Genomic DNA, 17,677 nt, shown 5'->3' on the forward strand with positions numbered 1-17,677 from the left:
ACCACTGCCAGGCAGCGACGAGCACCTGTCGCTGGTCAGGATTGGCGATGTGCTCACTGTGAACGGCCAGGTGTTCGACTTCACACCGCTCCCGGACGGTGGTGAAGTGCCGGCCGAGGCTATCGGGTCGGAGTGGTTCGCTGGTCCTGCACTGCGACGTGCCGGCCGGCTGGAGCTGATCCTGCGGTTCCCGCTGGCCGCTGATGCCAGTGCCGCTGCTCGCTTCCCTGAACCGTTGCTGATCGAGGCCGACGGCCCGGTGGAGTTACCGCGATGATCGACTGGAGCAAGTTAAAGACCGCTGAACAGCAGGCGCAAGAACGCTGGCAGGCTGAGTACGATGCCGCAACCGCGGCGCGGGCGAATGCCTACCGCTTGGAAAGTGACCCGCTCAAGACCGAGGCCGAGTTCGATGCGATCAAGGCCGGCGTGGAACCGGACTACAGCGCCTGGGTGGCCAAGGTCGAGGAGATCAGGGTGCGCTTCCCGCTGCCGGAGGCGAACAGAGGTGAATGACAGGCTGTCATAAAGCTGGCATTACCGAGCCAAAACAGCCCATTCAGGCACAAAAAAGGCACTTGCGATAATCGCTAAGTGCCTGATTTGTAAGGGTTGTTTGGTGGAGCCGGGGGGATTTGAACCCCCGTCCGCCAGCTCTCCGCTATCGGTTCTACATGCTTAGCCAGCTCTACTGAGTTAACTCCGCGCCGCCCGAGTGGCAGGGTGCTTGGAGCGAGCTGTATGAGTTTTAGCCGTTACGTCTACAGCGAACTTGGCGGCGATCCTGTTCTATCTGACAGTCGTTTCGGGTTTACAGGCATCCCCTAGCGACTGCTAGCCGCATTAAGCAGCTAGAGCGTAGTTGTCGTCGTTGGCAACTATAAGTTTGCAGCAGCGAATTTACGAGTTCTGCTACCAGCTCGGCATGCCCCTCAAGTTTTGTTACCGGCGTCGAATCCTAATCGGCCCCAAAACCTTGACAGGTCGACGACCAGTCTACGGCAAAGGGCTGCGAGAGTCCAATCCGCCGCTCATAAACCGTTGACGCCGCTGGGTTTCCCCTCCGGAGGCGGGCTCAGGTCCAGGGGTTTGTCCGGTGCCTTGGCGTTCCGCCCGGGCGCCAGCTGTTTTTCCACGTCGGCCTGGATCGCCTGCAACACCGGTTGCAGGTCGCGCATGTTGTCGCGGACCTCGGGGTAAGGGTGGTCCTTGGCGAAAGCGGCGATGCGTTCCAGCAACTGGGCGCGCACCGGGGAGGGCAGGTGGATGAACAGCTCGGGCATTTCCTTGGCCAGTTCGGCGGAGTAGAGCACCAGGTCCTGGCGCTCGAACTGGGCGGTGAGGCCGAGGTAGTCGAGGGCGCTGCCGGTGAGCATCGCCGCGGCCGCCTTGGTTTCCTGCATGCCCTGCAGGCGCGCGGGGTTGCGCTGTTCGGCCTGGGACAGGGTCATCCAGAATTCGACGGTGAGGGTGAACAGGATCGACTGCTCGCGCAGCGAGTAGCTCATCAGGCCCAGCGCTTCGGCGCCGTAGGGCTGCTTGGCGGCGCGGAAGTCGAAGTACAGGCGCATCAGCTCCTTGAGCTTGAACAGCACTTCGCGGGCCTCGTTCTGGCGGATCTCCAGGGGGCTGTAGATGTTCAGCTGCGGGCGGAAGTTTTCCTCGCTGACCATGCGCAGGTAGAGCGGCCCGGTGAATTCGCCGCTGCGTCGCGGCAGGGCGTTTTTCTGGGTTTCCTCGATCTTCTTCAGGGCGTCGATCAGCACCTGGTAGTCGTGGCTGTCCCAGGGCTTCTGGATGTCCGGGATGCGCTGGCCGAGGTAGTAGAGGTCGGCGGCCGCGAGCGGGCGGCCGAGAACCAGTAAAAGGATGGCCAGCGGCCAGAGCAGGCGGCGTGATAGGGTCGGCACGGACTTTCCTTGCGGGGCGCGTGGATCGGCCTAGGTTAGCGATGGCCGGGGCCGCCGTCACCCCGCGCTTCGATTGGGGCGGACGGGATGGCAACGGCGCAGTGGGACGGCTTGCAGGCGGTATTCGAGGACCTCGGCGGCTACGGCGCGCTGGCGCGCCAGGCGGCGCAGGGCGAGGGGCCGCTGGTGGGGCATCTGCAACGGACCAACATCCAGCTCGCGGCGATCCCGGTGTTCACCCGCAAGGGAGTCGCCGAGACCACGGTCAACGACCTGCTGGAGGCGGCGCGGGTCTCGCGGCGGACTTTCTACAAGTATTTCGCCGGCAAGCTGGAGGTGCTGGAAAGCATCTACCACAGCGCCGTGCAATTGCTGCTGGCGCGCTTCGGCGGGCTGCGCAGCGAGGCAGGCAGCGACGAGGACTGGCTGCGGGCGATGGTCTCGCTGTTCTTCGACTACCACCTGGCGGTCGGTCCGATCATCCGCATGATGCAGGAGGAGGCCCTGCATGCCGGCTCGCCGCTGGCGGCGCACCGGCAGCGCGCGCACCTGAAGATTATCGAGCTGTGGGCCGAGCGCCTGGGCGCCCAGGGTGCGGCCCACGATGCGCTGACCTACCGGGTGCTGATCTGGGCGATGGAGGCGGCTTCGCTGGAGCTGCTCAATGCCAGCGACCCGCTGGAGCTGCCGCGGGTCAAGCGGGTGCTCGGCGACCTGCTGGTGGGTACGCTCTGTCCCAGCACCCAGGCTCTGACGAGACTGCAAGGGTAACAGCCGGGCAGTCGCCGCTCGCGCCTACAGAACCTAGGTTGGGCTCGCAGCCCACCGTGGCCATGCTCTGATGCCCTGTCATAACAACAAGACGGGAGACGTGCGTCCATGTCCGCGACACCCTATCTGCTGCAACCGCCGCTGGCGGTCGGATTCGCCCGCCTGGGCTTCGGCTCCCTCTCGCTGGAGTCGTTGCGCGAGCGCTACGCCGCACCGTCCAGCGGCTCGCGCTTCATCGAGCTGGACGGTTTCCCGCTGCACTACCGCGACGAAGGCAGCCGCGACAAGCCGGTACTGGTGATGATCCACGGCGTGGTCGCCTCGCTGCACACCTGGGACGACTGGGTGAAGGCGATGTCGCCCTACTTCCGCATCGTGCGCTTCGACGTGCCGGGCTTCGGCCTGACCGGGCCGGGGCGTGACAGCCGTTACTCCGGCGAGCGCATGGTGGCGATCCTCGGCCAGTTGCTCGATTTCCTGAAGATCGACAAGGCCTCGATCGCCGGCAACTCCCTGGGCGGTTATATCGCCTGGAACTTCGCCCTGGCGCAGCCGCAGCGAGTGGAGCGGCTGGTGCTGATCGACCCGGCCGGTTACCAGATGCGCAAGGTGCCGTGGATGATCGCCTCGGCGGCGCTGCCCGGCTCGACCCTGGCGATGCCGCTGTGGATGCCGCGGGCGCTGATCGCCCAGGGCATCAAGGAAGTCTATGGCGAGCCGGGGCGGATCAAGCCGGGAGTGGTCGACCGTTACTACGACCTGAGCCGCCGCCCGGGCAACCGCAAGGGCATGATGGAGATCTTCCGCGTGTTGCTGAAGGTCAACCGCGAGGAACTCGGCACCTCCGGCGAACGCATCGCCCGGATCGTCGCGCCGACCCTGCTGATGTGGGGCGAACGCGACCGCTGGATCTCGCCGAAGCACGTACCGCTGTGGCAACGCGACCTGCCGGGGATCCAGGTGAAGACCTATCCGGGCGTCGGGCATATCCCCATGGAGGAGATTCCCGAGCAGACCGCGGCGGATGCACTGCGCTTCCTGATGGCCTGATCCCAGGCCGTCATGAAGAAGCCCGCGCTGGTCAGTCGCGGGCTTTTTAATGCATGGACGAAAGGCCGAAATACCAGGCAGGGCAGGGAAGCGATGCAAGCCCCTCTCGCGGCGCGGAGGGGCGGCGAGGAGGGTCAGGCGGCCTTCGGTTCCAGTTCGAACTGGTCGCGGTACTGCTCGATGAGGTGCAGGTTATTGTGCTGCCAGGGGTGGAAGTCCTTCTTGTAGAAGTCCAGGTACACGCCCACCAGCGAGCGGAACACGCCGTCCTTGCCCCACAGCCACTTGATGCCGTCGCGCCAGACCTTGAAGTTCCACAGCAGGCCGTCGCGCTTGAGCATGTGGACCAGGCCCTTGGTGGTGTCTAGGGCGAAGAAGAAGGTGCCCTGGACCATCGCCCGGCGGCGCAGCCTGGCCTTGCCGTTGACCAGCATGAACACGTCGTAGGCCACCGCCTTGTGCTCGGTTTCCTCCAGTGCGTGCCAACGCCACAGGCGGGCCATGGTCGGGTCGGCGCCTTCCAGCCACCTGGGGTTGCTCAGCAGGCCGTCGGCCATGATCGCGGTGAGGTGCTCCAGGGCCGCGGTGGCCGCCAGTTGCCGCGACGGGTGCAGTTTCTGCTGGGCGAAGCGGATGCGCCGCTTGGCGCCGCCTTCCAGGCGGTCGATGTCGTAGCCGAGGGCGCGCAGGCGGTCGCTGTAGACCAGGTGCTCGCGGCTGTGGTGGCCTTCCTGGCCGATGAAGCCACGGATCTGCTGCTTCAGCGCCGGGTCCTCGACCCGCTCGCGGTAGTGGCGCACGGAGTCGATGAAGAAGCGCTCGCCATCGGGGAACAGCACCGACATGGCGTTGAACATGTGGGTCTTGAAAGCGTCGCCGCTGTGCCAGTGGCGCGGCATCGGATCGGGCAGGTCGAAGTCCAGATGACGCGGGCGGATCTCCAGACCTTCGGGGGTGGTGCTGGCCATAGCGGCTCCCTGTGATGGTGAAGGACCATGGGATCGACTATCGCTTGCGGGGGATAGCCTCACAAGGTTATCTTCTGCCAATTTTCCGGTCATATCCGGCCAGCGGTCAGAACAATAAACAGCCATGAAACAACCGCTCAATTTCACCGCCGAACTGGTGCCGGTGGCCTATGCCGAGGCACTCCTCGATCTTGTCGCGGAGTACGGCGTATCCCGCCAGGCGCTGTTCGACGCTGCGCGGGTGCGTCCCGAGGTGCTGGACAGCCCGAACGGCCGCCTGTCCTTCCTCGACTTCAACCAGCTCACCTACAGCGCCCAGGCCCTGTGCGGCGAGCCGGCGCTGGGGCTGGTGCTCGGCCAGCGCCTGAACGTCTCCGCCCACGGCATCCTCGGCTACGCGGTGCTGTCCAGCGCCAACCTGGGCAAGGCCATCCAGTTCGCCCTCAAGTACTACCGGGTGCTCGGCTTGGCCTACGAACTGGAACTGGTGCTCGATGACGGCCGCGCCGAGTTGCGCGCGGTGGAGTCGATGCCGCTGGGCGCCGCTTCGGTGTTCGCCGCCGAGGGCCTGATGGCGACGCTGTATTCCATCGCCTGCTTCCTGGTCGGCGAGCCGTTGCAGGACGTGCGGGTCGGCTTCGCCTATCCGCCGCCGGCCCATGCCCGGCGCTACGCCGAGGTGTTCGGGGTGGCCGCGGAGTTCGAGCAGCCCTGGCACTGGCTGAGCATGCCCAGCGAGTACCTGGAACGACCGATGGCGCTGGCCAACCCGGCCACGGTGCAGATGTGCGAGCAGCAGTGCGAGGCGCTGCTGGCCACCCTGGACGTCCAGGAAGGCCTGCTGACCCGTGTGCGCCGCCTGCTGCTGGCGCGTCCCGGCGACTTCCCCGATCTCGAACAGGCCGCCCGCGAACTGCACACCAGCGGGCGCAGCCTGCGCCGGCACCTGTCGTCGCTGGGCACCACCTACCAGCAGGTCCTCGACGATGTGCGCAAGCGCCTGGCCCTGCAATACCTGACCACCACCCAGCTACCGCTGTACGAGATTGCCCTGTTGCTCGGCTTCAACGACTCGTCGAACTTCCGCCGGGCGTTCCGCAAGTGGACCGGCAAGCTGCCCAGCGACTACCGCGAAGCGCCCTGAGCCGACGCCGACGGTCCTCGGCACCAGGCGGATGTGCCATGCTTGGCGTTTCATAGAAATCCATGGCGCGCTTGCCGCGCCGACCGTGATCGGAGTCTTGCATGTCGACATCCCCCGCGCTGATCCGCGAAACCTTTCCCGTCGGGCCTTTGCAGTGCAACTGCACCATCATTGGCGATCCGCTGACCAGGAAGGCCATCGTCGTCGATCCGGGCGGCGACCACGAACTGATCCTGCAGCGCCTCGACCGCCTCGGCCTGCAGGTGGTCAGCATCATCCATACCCACGCGCACCTGGATCACTTCCTCGCCTCCGGCGAGATGAAGAAGCGCACCGGCGCCAGCCTGCACCTGCACAAGGACGACCAGTTCCTCTGGGACAACCTGGAGATGCAGTGCCAACTGTTCGGCGTGCCCTACACGCCGGTGCCGGCCCCGGACCGCTGGCTGGCCGACGACGAGGAACTGGCCTGCGGTTGCGGAGTGGCACTGCACACGCCGGGGCATACGCCGGGCTCGATGAGTTTCTGGTTCCCCCGGGCGAAGCTGCTGATCGCCGGCGACACCCTGTTCCGCCGTGGCATCGGCCGCACCGACCTGTGGGGCGGCGACTCGGCGGCGATCCAGCGTTCGATCAGGCTGCGCCTGTACAGCCTCGACGAGGACGCCACGGTGGTCGCCGGCCACGGCCCGGACACCACGCTGGGCGAGGAGATGCGCGAGAATCCCTTCGTCAGGGGCTGAAAAGGATTTTTCCGAGCATCGGGAATTTTGCCACCTGGCTATGCTCTAAGATGTCGGCCGCCCCTCACGCAGGGGCGTTTCAGTACCTCGAGGAGTAGTTTTCCCATGTTCACCTCCCGTTGCCTGCCTCTGGCCGCAGCCGTCACCGCACTGGCGCTGCTCGCCGGTTGTGCCAACAACAACCCCTACGACACGCAAAGCCAAAGCCAGGGTGGCATGAGCAAGACGGCCAAGTACGGCGGACTGGGTGCGCTGGCCGGCGCCGTCGCCGGCGCCGCGATCGACCACAACAACCGTGGCAAGGGCGCGTTGATCGGCGCTGCCGTTGCCGGCGCGGCCGCCGCGGGTTATGGCTACTACGCCGACAAGCAGGAAGCCGAGCTGCGTCGGCAGATGGAAGGCACCGGCGTGGAAGTGCAGCGCCAGGGCGACGACATCAAGCTGATCATGCCGGGCAACATCACCTTCGCCACCGATTCGGCGAACATCGCTCCGAGCTTCTACGCGCCGCTGAACAACCTGGCGAACTCGTTCAAGCAGTACAACCAGAACACCATCGAGATCGTCGGCTACACCGACAGCACCGGCAGCCGCCAGCACAACATGGACCTGTCCCAGCGTCGTGCGCAGAGCGTGGCCGGCTACCTGACCGCCCAGGGCGTCGACGGCACCCGCCTGAGTACCCGCGGCATGGGCCCGGACCAGCCGATCGCGAGCAACTCCACCGCCGACGGTCGCGCGCAGAACCGGCGCGTCGAGGTCAACCTGCGACCGGTTCCGGGCGCCCAGGGCCCGGCGCAGACCCAGCCGCAGTACTGATCGCGGCCTGGAAGAAAAAGCCCGCCATTCGGCGGGCTTTTTCATGGGCGCTGGTCGGCGCTCTTCGTCCTACGCCTTGGCGTTACCGGGAAACTCGCGGTGCAGGCTGTCGAGCAACTGGTCCTTGCGCTCCCACAGCTGGTTGACCCATTGCTGGAATTCCGCGCGGTAGCCGGCGTCCTGGTCGTAGCTCTTGCCGACGAACTGGCGCGGAATCTCCAGTTCTTCGAAGCGCACCACGACGTCCTTCAGGCGTCCGGAAAGCAGGCACCAGAAGGTCGGGCTGCCGTCCGGGTAGTGGATAGTCACGTTGACCAGGGTCTTCAATTGCTCGCCCATGGCGTCGAGGACGAAGGCGATGCCGCCGGCCTTGGGCTTGAGCAGGTGGCGGAACGGCGACTGCTGCTCGTCGTGCTTGGCGCGGGTGAAACGGGTGCCTTCGAGGAAGTTGAACACCGCTACCGGGATGCGGCTGAACTTGGCGCAGGCCTTGCGCGTGGTCGCCAGGTCCTGGCCTTTCTTCTCCGGGTGCCTGGCCAGGTAGGCCTTGCTGTAGCGCTTCATGAAGGGGAAATCGAGGGCCCACCAGCACAGGCCGATGATCGGGACCCAGATCAGTTCCTGCTTGAGGAAGAAGCGCAGCAGCGGGATGCGCCGGTTCAACTGGTATTGCAGGACGAGGATGTCGACCCAGCTCTGGTGGTTGCTGGTGACCAGGTAGGAGTGTTGGTACTCCAGGCCCTCCAGGCCCTGGACGTTCCAGCGGGTGCGCTGGACCAGGTTCATCCAGCCCTTGTTGCAGGCGATCCAGCCTTCGGCGATCAGGCTCATGATCTTGCTGCACAGGCGCTGGGCGGCGGCGAACGGCAGGAGCAGCTTGACCAGGGTCATGCCGAACAGCAGGCAGGCCCAGCACAGGGTGCTGGACACCAGCAGCAGGCCGGCCAGGGAGCCGCGCAGGAAATGGGGGAGAAACGACAGCATCAAGGAGTCCTTGTACGTAGGCGCCCGGCCAGGGCCGGGCGCGTGGAGCGGGGCGTGGTCCCGCCGTTCACATGGCACATCCTCGTGCCTGGCCGAAGCCAGTGCCGCCCACTGGGCGGCGTTCCTTCAGGCCGGGGCCTGGGCGTCCGCCTGGATGGCGGTGAGGGCGATGGTGTAGACGATGTCTTCCACCAGCGCGCCGCGCGACAGGTCGTTCACCGGTTTGCGCAGGCCTTGCAGCATCGGCCCGACGCTGACGCAATCGGCGCTGCGCTGCACCGCCTTGTAGGTGGTGTTGCCGGTGTTCAGGTCGGGGAAGATGAACACCGTGGCCTGCCCGGCCACCGGGCTGTTCGGCGCCTTCTGGCGGCCGACGCTGGCGATGGCGGCGGCATCATACTGCAAGGGTCCGTCGATCAACAGGTCGGGGCGCTGCTCGCGCGCCAGGCGGGTGGCCTCGCGAACCTTGTCGACATCCACCCCGGAACCGGAGTCGCCGGTGGAGTAGCTGATCATCGCGACCCGTGCCGGGATGCCGAAAGCCTGCGCCGACGCGGCACTCTGCACGGCGATCTCGGCCAGGTCACTGGCCGAAGGATCGGGATTCACCGCGCAATCGCCGTAGACCAGCACCTGGTCCGGTAACAACATGAAAAACACTGACGACACCAGGTTGTAGCCGGGCGCGGTCTTGATCAGTTGCAGCGCCGGGCGGATGGTGCTGGCGGTGGTGTGGATGGCGCCGGAGACCAGGCCGTCGACCTCGTCCAGGGCAAGCATCATGGTCGCCAGGACCACGCTGTCCTCCAGTTGCTGCTCCGCCATCGGCGCGTTCAGCCCCTTGCCCTTGCGCAGCTCGACCATCGGTTCGACGTAGCGCTGCCGCACCAGGTCCGGGTCGATGATCTCCAGGCCTTCCGGTAGCACGATGCCCTGGGCCTGGGCCACCGCCTGGACCTCGTCCGGCTTGGCCAGCAGCACGCAGCGGGCGATGCCGCGCGCCTGGCAGATCGCCGCCGCCTGCACGGTGCGCGGCTCGCTGCCCTCGGGCAGGACGATGCGCTTGCCGGCCTTCTGCGCGCGTTGCACCACCTGGTAGCGGAACGCCGGCGGCGACAGGCGCAGCTCGCGCGGCGTACCGCAGCGCTGCTTGAGCCATTCGAAATCGATGTGCCCGGCGACGAACTCGGTGACCCGCTCGGCGCGCTCGCGGTCGTCCACCGGGATTTCCTTGTTCATCCGGTTCAGGTTGGTCGCGGTGTCGTAGGAGCCGGTGGCCACCGACAGCACTGGCAGGCCTCCCTGCAAGGCGCCGCGGCAGAGTTCCATGATCCGCGGGTCGGGCGGGAAGTCGCTGCACAGCAGCAGGCCGGCCAAGGGTACGCCGTTCATCGCGGCCAGGCTGGCGGCGAGGATGATGTCGTCGCGGTCGCCGGGGGTCACCACCAGCACGCCGGGCTTGAGCAGTTGCACGGTGTTGGGCACGGCGCGGGCGCATAGCACGATCTTCTGCACCCGGCGCTGCTCGTAGTCGCCGGCGTTGATCACCCGTGCGCTGAGCAGATCGGCGATGTCGCGGGTGCGCGCGGCGTTGAGTTCGTCCTGCCAGGGAATGCAGCCGATCAGGCGGAAGTCGTCGCGCAGCAGCGGCGAGTGTTCGGTGAGGCGCCGGGCGAAGTCCGCCACGCCGTCCTCGGCGTTGGCCGCGTCGGCCTCGCCGCGGACCTTGTTGAGGATCACCCCGAGCACCTTCGGGTCGCGCGGGCCGCCGAACAGCTGGGCCTGGATCTCGATACGGTCGGTCAGTTCGGTGAGCGTCTCGTTTTCCGGCGCGGAGACCAGGATCACCTCGGCGTCGAGACTCTTCGCCAGGTGGAAGTTGACCCGCGCGGCGTAGCTGGCGTGACGGGTCGGTACCATGCCTTCGACGATCACCACGTCCTTGTCGGCGGCGGCGCGCTGGTAGAGGCTGATGATCTCTTCGAGCAGTTCGTCCAGTTGGCCGTCGCCGAGCATCCGCTCGACCTGGGCCAGCGGCAGCGGCTTCGGCGTATCCAGGCCGTGGGTGCGCGCCACCAGTTCGCTGGAGCGCTCCGGGCCGAGGTCGCCGGGATGCAGCTGGGCGATGGGTTTGAAGAAGCCAACCTTCAGCCCGGCGCGTTCCAGGGCGCGAAGCAGGCCGAGGCTGATCGAGGTGAGGCCGACGCCGAAACCGGTCGGGGCGATGAAGAAGGTATGCATCTGGGCTCCTTAAGCCGTGCGTTTGGCCACGCCGCCTGGTTGGGCGGGGGCGTCGATCCAGTTCAGTCGAGCAGGGCCAGCGTGTCGAGGGCGATCTGCCGCTCTTCGTTGGTCGGGATCACCAGTACCCGCGGATGCCCCGCGGCCTGGATCGGCCCGGCGACGCCGCGCACGCAGCGGGCGTTGGCCTCCTGGTCGAGGCGCAGGTCGAACAGCCGCAGGTGGGCGGCGGTCTTGGCGCGCACCAGCGGCGAGTTCTCGCCGATGCCACCGGTGAAGATCACCCCGTCCAGTTGCGGCAGGGCGCAGCTCATCGCCGCCAGGGACTTGGCCAGGCGGTAGCAGAACACCTCGATCGCCAGGGCCGCGCCGGGGTGGCCCTGCTCGCGCTCCTGCTCCAGGGTGCGCATGTCGTTGGACAGGTCGGAGAGGCCGAGCAGGCCGCTTTCGTTGTTCAGCATCGAGTCGATGCGCTCCAGGCTCCAGCCCAGGGTCCGCGCCAGGTGGCTGTGCAGGTTGGGGTCGACGTCGCCGCTGCGGGTGCCCATTACCAGGCCTTCCAGCGGGGTCAGGCCCATGCTGGTGTCGAGGCTCTGGCCGTTGACGATGGCGCAGGTCGAGCTGCCATTGCCAAGGTGGGCGCTGAGCCAACTGCTGTCGCCGACCGCCAACCCGGCCATTTCCGCGGCGCGGTGGCTGACGTAGCGGTGGCTGGTGCCGTGGAAGCCGTAGCGGCGTACGCCATGCTCGCGGTAGAGGGCTTCCGGCAGGGCGTAGCGGTAGGCGTGCTCCGGCAGGCTCTGGTGGAAGGCGGTGTCGAACACGGCGACGTGGGGCAGCTTTGGAAACAGCGTCATCGCTGCCTCGATGCCTTGCAGGTTGGCCGGGTTGTGCAGCGGCGCCAGCGGCGCGGTGGCCCGGATCGCCTCGACCACCCGGTCGTCGATGCGCGTGGCATGGGTGAACAGCTCGCCGCCATGCACCACCCGGTGGCCGATGCCGTGGAGCTTGCCGCCCGCGGCGTTCTGCACCATCGGCAGCAACTGGGCGAGGGCGGCGCGGTGGTCGGCGTTGGGAATCATCAGGCTGTCGCTGTCGCCGCCGCGCTTCCAGCGCAGCACCGCATCGCGGCTGCCCAGGCGCTCGGCGAGGCCGTGCAGGGGAAACAGGGAGTGGGCCTCGTTGACCAGGGCGAACTTGATCGACGAACTGCCGCAGTTGATCACCAGTATGTTGCGTGAGGGCATCACTGCTCCTTGGTCTGCTCTTCTTCTTCCCGGGCACACCAGCCGCAGCGAAATTCGCGGCCGAGCTGTCTGTGCCGCTCGTTTTCGTCAAGGACCCAGGCGCGCGATTGCCAGGGCGGTTGGTGGCGCAGGTGTTGAGTATGGCCACAGGACAAGACTGCCACCCAATGGCCTTCCTCGTCCTGATGAAAATCAATCACCCGCGACGGCGCTCGCGCGCCCCGTTCATCAGGGGCGCGGTCGCTTTCGGGGCTATTGATGCGTACACTTACGCATTCATCTTCTTTATCGAAAAGGTTTCGAACCATGCAGATCGCGGCCAACAAGGCGGTTTCCATCGACTATACCCTGACCAACGACGCCGGGGATGTCATCGACAGTTCCGCTGGTGGCGCGCCGCTGGTCTACCTGCACGGTGCCGGCAACATCATCGTCGGCCTGGAGAAGGCCCTGGAAGGCAAGAACGTCGGTGACGAACTGAGCGTCGCCATCGAGCCGGAAGACGCCTATGGCGAATACAGCGCCGAACTGGTCGCGACCCTGACCCGCGAGATGTTCGAAGGCGTCGACGAACTGGAAGTCGGCATGCAGTTCCACGCCTCGGCTCCGGACGGCGGCATGCAGATCGTCACCATCCGCGACATCGACGGCGACGACGTGACCGTCGATGGCAACCATCCGCTGGCCGGCCAGCGCCTGAACTTCAAGGTCAAGGTAGTCGACGTGCGCGAGGCCAACGCCGAGGAAATCGCCCATGGTCACATCCATGGCGAAGGCGGTCACCACCACTGATCGGCGTTCATTCGCCGATTGATGGCCTGGGCCGTCCGCCGGCGGAACTGCTAAGCTGGTATAGCGAAAGGCGCCTGTGGGCGCCTTTCGCGTCATGCGCCATGCCTGGGCTCTTTACCCCGTCCCTGGGGATGCGCCGCAGCCAGGGTTCTTGCCCGGTGCGGGGCTTGGCACGTTGTGTCGCTGAATGCGCAAGGAGTACGTCATGAGTGCCTTTCACGATCTCACCCTGCTGGGGTTGGATGGACAGGACCTGCCGCTTTCCCCGTTCAAGGGCAAGGTGCTGCTGGTGGTCAATGTCGCCTCCAAATGCGGCCTGACACCCCAGTACGCTGGCCTGGAGAATCTCTACCAGACCTACCGCGAGCGCGGTTTCGCGGTGCTCGGCGTGCCCTGCAACCAGTTCGCCGGGCAGGAGCCGGGCAGCGAGGCGGATATCCAGTCCTTCTGCAGCCTGAACTATGGCGTCAGCTTCCCGATGAGCGCCAAGGTCGAGGTCAACGGCAGCGCGCGGCATCCGCTCTATCGCCTGCTGGCGGGCGAGGGCGCGGAGTTTCCCGGCGACATCACCTGGAACTTCGAGAAATTCCTCCTCGGTCCCGACGGTCGCGTGCTGGCGCGTTTCAGCCCGCGCACGGCGCCGGACGACCCGGCCCTGGTGCAAGCCATCGAGAAGGCCCTGGGTTGATCTCCCGCGGGACGCGTTCGCGTCCCGCCGCTTCCTTTCCTGTCTTGCGCCGGTTCATGACGCAACGCGATAAGTCCCTGCCTGTAACGCCTGATCACCGCCGTTGATAATGCTGGGCGGACGAGACGACCGGTCATATTCTCTCGTTCCATGACTAGCAACCGACTTGACAAGCGCGAACTGATCCTGGCCAAGGGCTCCGAGGTCATGACCCGACGTGGCTACCACGGCACCGGGGTGCTGGAGATCGTCCAGGCCGCGCGCATCCCCAAGGGCTCCTTCTATCACTACTTCGACAGCAAGGAAGCCTTCGCCCAGCAGGCCCTGGAGCACGTCTACGCGCCGCGCCTGGCGCGCTACGCCCAGGCCCTCGGCGACAGCCGCTTCAGCCCGCGCGAGCGGGTGCTGCGCTACTACGGCGAGCTGCTGGAGCACTTCGCCCGCCAGGAAAAGCCCGAATACCACTGCTTCATCGGCAGCCTGAGCTTCGAGATGGCCGAGCTGTCGCCGCCGATCGCGGCCACGGTCGAGTCGATCCTGCAGGCTTCCGCGCAAATCCTCCAGGACTGCCTGGAGCAGGCGCGCGAGGCCGGCGAACTGGCCGCCGACGAGGACTGCGCGAGCCTGGCCGGCTTCATCGGCTTCGCCTGGCAGGGCGCCCTGGCGCGCTTCAAGGTCGGCGCCGGCCTCGCTCCGTTGAATGCTTTCATGTCGCGCCTGGAACTGCTGCTCCGCGCCTGATACCTGCCCGAACCTCCCATTCCCCCTCAGGAGTCCGTCCATGAGTGCCCCCGTAGAAGCCCTGTTCCAACCGTTCCGTCTCGGCGCCCTGGAGCTGCCCACCCGTGTGGTGATGGCGCCGATGACCCGCAACTTTTCCCCGGGCGGCGTACCCAACGCCAAGGTCGTCGAGTACTACCGCCGGCGCGCCGCCGCCGGCGTCGGCCTGATCGTCAGCGAAGGCACCACGGTCGGCCACAAGGCCGCCAACGGTTATCCGAACGTGCCGCGCTTCTATGGCGAGGACGCCCTGGCCGGCTGGAAGCAGGTGGTCGATGCAGTGCATGCCGAGGGCGGGCGCATCGTTCCGCAGCTCTGGCACGTCGGCAGCGTTCGGCGCCTGGGCGTGGAGCCGGACGCCAGCGTGCCCGGCTACGGCCCGATGGAGAAGGCCAAGGACGGCAAGGTGCTGGTCCACGGCATGAGCAAGGCCGACATCCAGGAAGTCATCGCCGCCTTCGCCCAGGCCGCCCGCGACGCCCAGGCGATCGGCATGGACGGGGTGGAGATCCACGGCGCCCACGGCTACCTGATCGACCAGTTCTTCTGGGAAGGCAGCAACCAGCGGGACGACGAGTACGGCGGCAGCCTGGCCAATCGCTCGCGCTTCGCCGTCGAGCTGGTGCGGGCGGTGCGCGCGGCGGTCGGCGCGGATTTCCCGATCATCTTCCGCTTCTCCCAATGGAAGCAGCAGGACTATTCCGCGCGCCTGGTGGAAACCCCGGAGGGCCTGCGCGAGTTCCTCGCGCCGCTGGTGGAGGCCGGCGTCGATATCTTCCACTGCTCGACCCGCCGCTTCTGGATTCCCGAGTTCGAAGGCTCGGAACTCAACCTGGCCGGCTGGACCCGCGAGCTGACCGGCAAGCCGACCATTACCGTGGGTAACGTCGGCCTGGACGGCAGCGAGTTCCTGCAATTCTTCGGCAAAACCGACGAGGTGGCGCAGCCGGCGAGCATCGACGGCCTGGTGGAGCGCCTGGACAAGGGCGAGTTCGACCTGGTCGCGGTGGGCCGCGCGCTGCTGGTGGATCCGGAGTGGGCGGTGAAGGTCCGCGAGGGGCGCATCGGCGACATCAAGCCGTTCAGCCGCGAGGCCCTGGCCAGCCTGGTCTGAAGGCGCGTCCGCGACACACCGGTCCGGCGCTGCGCCGGCAAGCAGATCCCACCCCTCGGGGTGGGATTTTTCATGGCCGTGATTTTTTCCGAAAACCCGCCCTGCGACCGGCTGACTTCAAAGTCCGAAACCGGCATTGTATGACCGCCAACACAACAATAGGCCGAGAAACGGCCAGAGGAGCGAATCCATGCGTATCGGCCTGGTGGTCGACGCGACCTGCGACCTGCCGCCCGAATTCCTCGCCGCCCACGGCATCCGCGTGATGCCGATCGGGATCCGCCTGGGCGAGCAGCGGCTCATCGATCGACGCGACCCCGACACCACCCTGAGCTTCTACCGCGACCACCTGCCCAAGGTCGGTAGCAAGGACGGCAGCCAGCCGCTCTCCGCCGCCGAGTTGCAACAATGGTTCCTCGACGAACTGGTGACCGACTTCGACTACGTGGTCTGCCTCACCGTCGACAGCCTGCGCAGTCCGATCTTCGAGCACGCCACCCAGGCCTCCTTCGGCCTGCTCCAGCACTACCACGAGCGCCGCCACGCGGCCGGCATCGCCGGTCCCTTCACCCTGCGCGTACTCGACAGCCACTCGGTGTTCGCCGGCATCGCCTGCCTGGCGGCCGAGGGCACGCGCCTGCTGGCGCAGGGCAGCCACCCCAACGCGCTGCGTACGCGCCTCGAACAGCTCAGCCAGCAGACCTGCACCTACCTGGTCGCCGACGACCTGGGCCACTTGCGCCGGCGCGGCTTCCAGAAGGGTGATCGCAGCGGTTTCGTCGACCGGGTCAAGGGCGCGGCGCTGGGGTTGGGCTCGCTGCTCGACGTCAAGCCGGTGTTCAGCCTGGCCGATGGCGAGGACAAACCGGTGGCGCTCTCGCCGAGCTTCGAGAAGTCGGCGGAGAAGCTGTTCGGCTATGCCCTGGCGCGGGTACAGGCGGGTGAGCTGCTGGCACCGCAACTGGGTCTCAGCTATGCCGGCGATCCGACCGCGCTGCGCGACCTGCCGGGCTTCGCCGCGCTGGAGAACGCCTGCCGCGAGCGCGACATCCACTTGCACCTGGGCATGCTCAGTCCCACCGGCGGCATCAATCTGGGCGCCGGGGCCATGAGCCTGGGCTTCATCGCCGCGCCGAAAGCCTTTGCCTGAGACCTACTCGCGGCTGCGTGGCAAGGCCCCGCCATCCTCCGCCGGCGGCCGCTCGGGCTTCGACCGAGCGGGCTGGACCAGCGGACTGGCGCAGGCGTCCTCCAGGTAGTTCTGGAAGTGCTCGACGATGCTGTCCCAACCTTGCCGGCTGGCGTGCTGGCGGGCGTTGAGACGGACCCGGCGCAGGCGTTCCTGGTCGTCCAGCAGCCAACTGGCGACTTCGACGAAGCCGCTCTTGTCGCCCGGCGCGGCGAGCACGCCGTTGTGCCCATGGCGGATGTGCTGGCCGGCGGCGGCCTGGTCGAAGGCGACCACCGCGAGGCCGGCGGCCTGGGCTTCGAGGACCACGTTGCCGAAGGTCTCCGACAGGCTTGGGAAGAGGAACAGGTCGCCCGAGGCGTAGTGGGCGGCCAGGGTTTCGCCGCGCTGGACGCCGCAGAACAGCGCTTCGGGCAGGTCCCGTTCGAGGTGCTTGCGCTCCGGCCCGTCGCCCACCAGTACCAGGCGCAGCTTCAGCTGCGGATGGGCAGCGCAGAGCGCGCGGAAGGTGCCGCCGAGCAGGCCGAGGTTCTTCTCCGCCGCCAGCCGGCCGACGTGCAGCACGGCGATGTCCTGTTCGCCCAGGCCCCAGCGCCGGCGTAGTTCGGGATCGCGCCGGGAGGGATGGAAGAGTTGGCTGTCGACCCCGCGGGAGAGCAGGTTGAGGCGTTCGAAACCGCGCCGTTGCAATTCCATGCGCTGGCTGCCGCTGGGCACCAGGGTCATCTGCGTGCGGTTGTGGAACCAGCGCAGGTAGCCGGTGACCAGCCGGGTCAGCGGACCGAAGCCGTAGTGCTCGCTGTACTGCTGGAAGTTGGTGTGGAAGCCGCTGACCGCCGGGATGCCCAGGCGCCGCGCGGCGCGCAGGGCAGAGAAGCCGAGCGGGCCTTCGGTGGCGATGTAGAGCACGTCCGGGCGCTGGCGCTTCCAGCAGCGCAGCAGCTTGTGCAGGCTCGACATGCCCCATTGCAGGCCGGGGTAGCCGGGCAACGGCCAGCCGCGGGTCAGCACCAGCTCGGCGTCGCTGCGCCGGCCGTCGTCGCCGGGCTGGCGCGGGCGCACCACCTGAACCCGATGGCCAAGCTGCTGGAGACCGGCATGCAGGCGACCCAGGGTATTGGCGACGCCGTTGACTTCCGGTGGGTAGGTTTCGCTGATCAGGGCGATGCTTAGAGGTCTGCTCATGACGTCAGTGTCGACCGACGCCGTGTAGCGGATGTGAAGTTTTGGTGACGCT

At 66.9% G+C, this 17,677-nt stretch carries 19 protein-coding genes and 1 other RNA gene; 12 read left to right on the forward strand and 8 right to left on the reverse strand.

Annotated elements, in window-relative coordinates; genetic code table 11:
- On the forward strand, window positions 1-277 hold a 277-nt coding region (locus tag HMPREF2581_RS24650; protein ID WP_070867390.1), incomplete at its 5' end, for a hypothetical protein.
- Entirely contained in the window at window positions 274-516 is a 243-nt protein-coding gene (locus HMPREF2581_RS24655; protein ID WP_023099039.1) for a hypothetical protein, read from the forward strand. The genes HMPREF2581_RS24650 and HMPREF2581_RS24655, both read left to right, overlap by 4 nt.
- A gap of 101 nt (window positions 517-617) precedes the next feature.
- Here HMPREF2581_RS24655 and ssrA read toward each other — a convergent pair.
- Together ssrA and HMPREF2581_RS24665 are read right to left on the reverse strand one after the other, a co-directional pair.
- Window positions 618-970, reverse strand: a transfer-messenger RNA (tmRNA) gene (gene ssrA / locus HMPREF2581_RS24660).
- 61 nt (window positions 971-1,031) lie between these two features.
- Complete coding sequence (locus tag HMPREF2581_RS24665; RefSeq protein ID WP_003140868.1) at window positions 1,032-1,910, reverse strand: hypothetical protein; 879 nt, start codon at window positions 1,908-1,910, stop codon at window positions 1,032-1,034.
- Window positions 1,911-1,997: 87 nt separating this feature from the next.
- Between HMPREF2581_RS24665 and HMPREF2581_RS24670 the strand changes: the two genes are divergently transcribed.
- Both HMPREF2581_RS24670 and HMPREF2581_RS24675 read left to right on the forward strand, forming a co-directional pair.
- Window positions 1,998-2,681 (forward strand): TetR/AcrR family transcriptional regulator, encoded by a 684-nt coding sequence (locus tag HMPREF2581_RS24670; protein WP_003140867.1) that lies wholly within the window; start codon window positions 1,998-2,000, stop codon window positions 2,679-2,681.
- Between the two features lie 108 nt (window positions 2,682-2,789).
- Window positions 2,790-3,731: an alpha/beta fold hydrolase gene (locus tag HMPREF2581_RS24675; RefSeq protein ID WP_003085798.1), complete on the forward strand. Its 942-nt coding sequence runs from the start codon at window positions 2,790-2,792 to the stop codon at window positions 3,729-3,731.
- Between the two features lie 134 nt (window positions 3,732-3,865).
- Here the strand turns inward: HMPREF2581_RS24675 and HMPREF2581_RS24680 are convergent, their stop codons facing one another.
- Window positions 3,866-4,699 (reverse strand): metal-dependent hydrolase, encoded by an 834-nt coding sequence (locus HMPREF2581_RS24680; protein WP_003140865.1) that lies wholly within the window; start codon window positions 4,697-4,699, stop codon window positions 3,866-3,868.
- Window positions 4,700-4,823: 124 nt separating this feature from the next.
- On the opposite strand from HMPREF2581_RS24680, the gene oruR reads away from it, so the two are divergent.
- The 3 genes from oruR to HMPREF2581_RS24695 all read left to right on the forward strand — a co-directional run bounded on the left by oruR (window position 4,824) and on the right by HMPREF2581_RS24695 (window position 7,405).
- Complete coding sequence (oruR, locus tag HMPREF2581_RS24685) at window positions 4,824-5,843, forward strand: ornithine utilization transcriptional regulator OruR (RefSeq protein WP_003114220.1); 1,020 nt, start codon at window positions 4,824-4,826, stop codon at window positions 5,841-5,843.
- 101 nt (window positions 5,844-5,944) lie between these two features.
- Window positions 5,945-6,586: an MBL fold metallo-hydrolase gene (locus HMPREF2581_RS24690; protein ID WP_003140862.1), complete on the forward strand. Its 642-nt coding sequence runs from the start codon at window positions 5,945-5,947 to the stop codon at window positions 6,584-6,586.
- Window positions 6,587-6,691: 105 nt separating this feature from the next.
- The gene (locus tag HMPREF2581_RS24695) at window positions 6,692-7,405 is read left to right on the forward strand and encodes a YiaD family glycine zipper/OmpA-like lipoprotein (protein ID WP_003085808.1); all 714 of its coding nucleotides are present in this window, start codon (window positions 6,692-6,694) and stop codon (window positions 7,403-7,405) included.
- Window positions 7,406-7,474: 69 nt separating this feature from the next.
- Here HMPREF2581_RS24695 and HMPREF2581_RS24700 read toward each other — a convergent pair whose 3' ends face one another.
- From HMPREF2581_RS24700 to HMPREF2581_RS32530, 4 genes are all read right to left on the reverse strand, one after another.
- Window positions 7,475-8,389 carry an acyltransferase gene (locus HMPREF2581_RS24700; protein ID WP_003085811.1) on the reverse strand — a complete coding sequence of 305 codons (915 nt, stop codon included), beginning with the start codon at window positions 8,387-8,389 and terminating at the stop codon, window positions 7,475-7,477.
- Window positions 8,390-8,515: 126 nt separating this feature from the next.
- A complete protein-coding gene (gene pta / locus HMPREF2581_RS24705; RefSeq protein ID WP_003085813.1) occupies window positions 8,516-10,630 on the reverse strand; it encodes a phosphate acetyltransferase in 2,115 nt (704 codons plus the stop codon).
- Between the two features lie 62 nt (window positions 10,631-10,692).
- Complete coding sequence (locus HMPREF2581_RS24710) at window positions 10,693-11,877, reverse strand: acetate kinase (protein ID WP_003085814.1); 1,185 nt, start codon at window positions 11,875-11,877, stop codon at window positions 10,693-10,695.
- Window positions 11,877-12,215 carry a DUF3565 domain-containing protein gene (locus HMPREF2581_RS32530; RefSeq protein WP_003109430.1) on the reverse strand — a complete coding sequence of 113 codons (339 nt, stop codon included), beginning with the start codon at window positions 12,213-12,215 and terminating at the stop codon, window positions 11,877-11,879. The genes HMPREF2581_RS24710 and HMPREF2581_RS32530 overlap by 1 nt, the downstream gene beginning before the upstream one ends.
- Between HMPREF2581_RS32530 and HMPREF2581_RS24715 the strand changes: the two genes are divergently transcribed.
- The 5 genes from HMPREF2581_RS24715 (at window position 12,184) to HMPREF2581_RS24735 (ending at window position 16,401) form a co-directional block, all read left to right on the forward strand.
- Complete coding sequence (locus HMPREF2581_RS24715) at window positions 12,184-12,669, forward strand: FKBP-type peptidyl-prolyl cis-trans isomerase (protein WP_003085816.1); 486 nt, start codon at window positions 12,184-12,186, stop codon at window positions 12,667-12,669. The two genes, HMPREF2581_RS32530 and HMPREF2581_RS24715, sit on opposite strands and share 32 nt — an antisense overlap.
- Window positions 12,670-12,874: 205 nt before the next feature.
- A complete protein-coding gene (locus tag HMPREF2581_RS24720) occupies window positions 12,875-13,357 on the forward strand; it encodes a glutathione peroxidase (RefSeq protein ID WP_003140859.1) in 483 nt (160 codons plus the stop codon).
- 150 nt (window positions 13,358-13,507) lie between these two features.
- The gene (locus HMPREF2581_RS24725) at window positions 13,508-14,098 is read left to right on the forward strand and encodes a TetR/AcrR family transcriptional regulator (protein ID WP_003140857.1); all 591 of its coding nucleotides are present in this window, start codon (window positions 13,508-13,510) and stop codon (window positions 14,096-14,098) included.
- A 40-nt stretch (window positions 14,099-14,138) separates the two neighbouring features.
- On the forward strand, window positions 14,139-15,251 hold the full coding sequence (locus HMPREF2581_RS24730) for an NADH:flavin oxidoreductase (RefSeq protein ID WP_003085824.1): 1,113 nt from the start codon (window positions 14,139-14,141) through the stop codon (window positions 15,249-15,251).
- 190 nt (window positions 15,252-15,441) lie between these two features.
- Window positions 15,442-16,401, forward strand: coding sequence for a DegV family protein (locus HMPREF2581_RS24735; RefSeq protein WP_003085826.1), 960 nt, complete (start codon window positions 15,442-15,444; stop codon window positions 16,399-16,401).
- Between the two features lie 3 nt (window positions 16,402-16,404).
- On the opposite strand, the gene HMPREF2581_RS24740 is transcribed toward HMPREF2581_RS24735, so the two are convergent.
- Complete coding sequence (locus HMPREF2581_RS24740) at window positions 16,405-17,625, reverse strand: glycosyltransferase family 4 protein (protein WP_003085828.1); 1,221 nt, start codon at window positions 17,623-17,625, stop codon at window positions 16,405-16,407.
- Between the last annotated feature and the right edge of the window lie 52 nt (window positions 17,626-17,677).

The organism is Pseudomonas sp. HMSC057H01 (assembly GCF_001836405.1).
Taxonomy (GTDB): Bacteria; Pseudomonadota; Gammaproteobacteria; order Pseudomonadales; family Pseudomonadaceae; genus Pseudomonas; species Pseudomonas aeruginosa.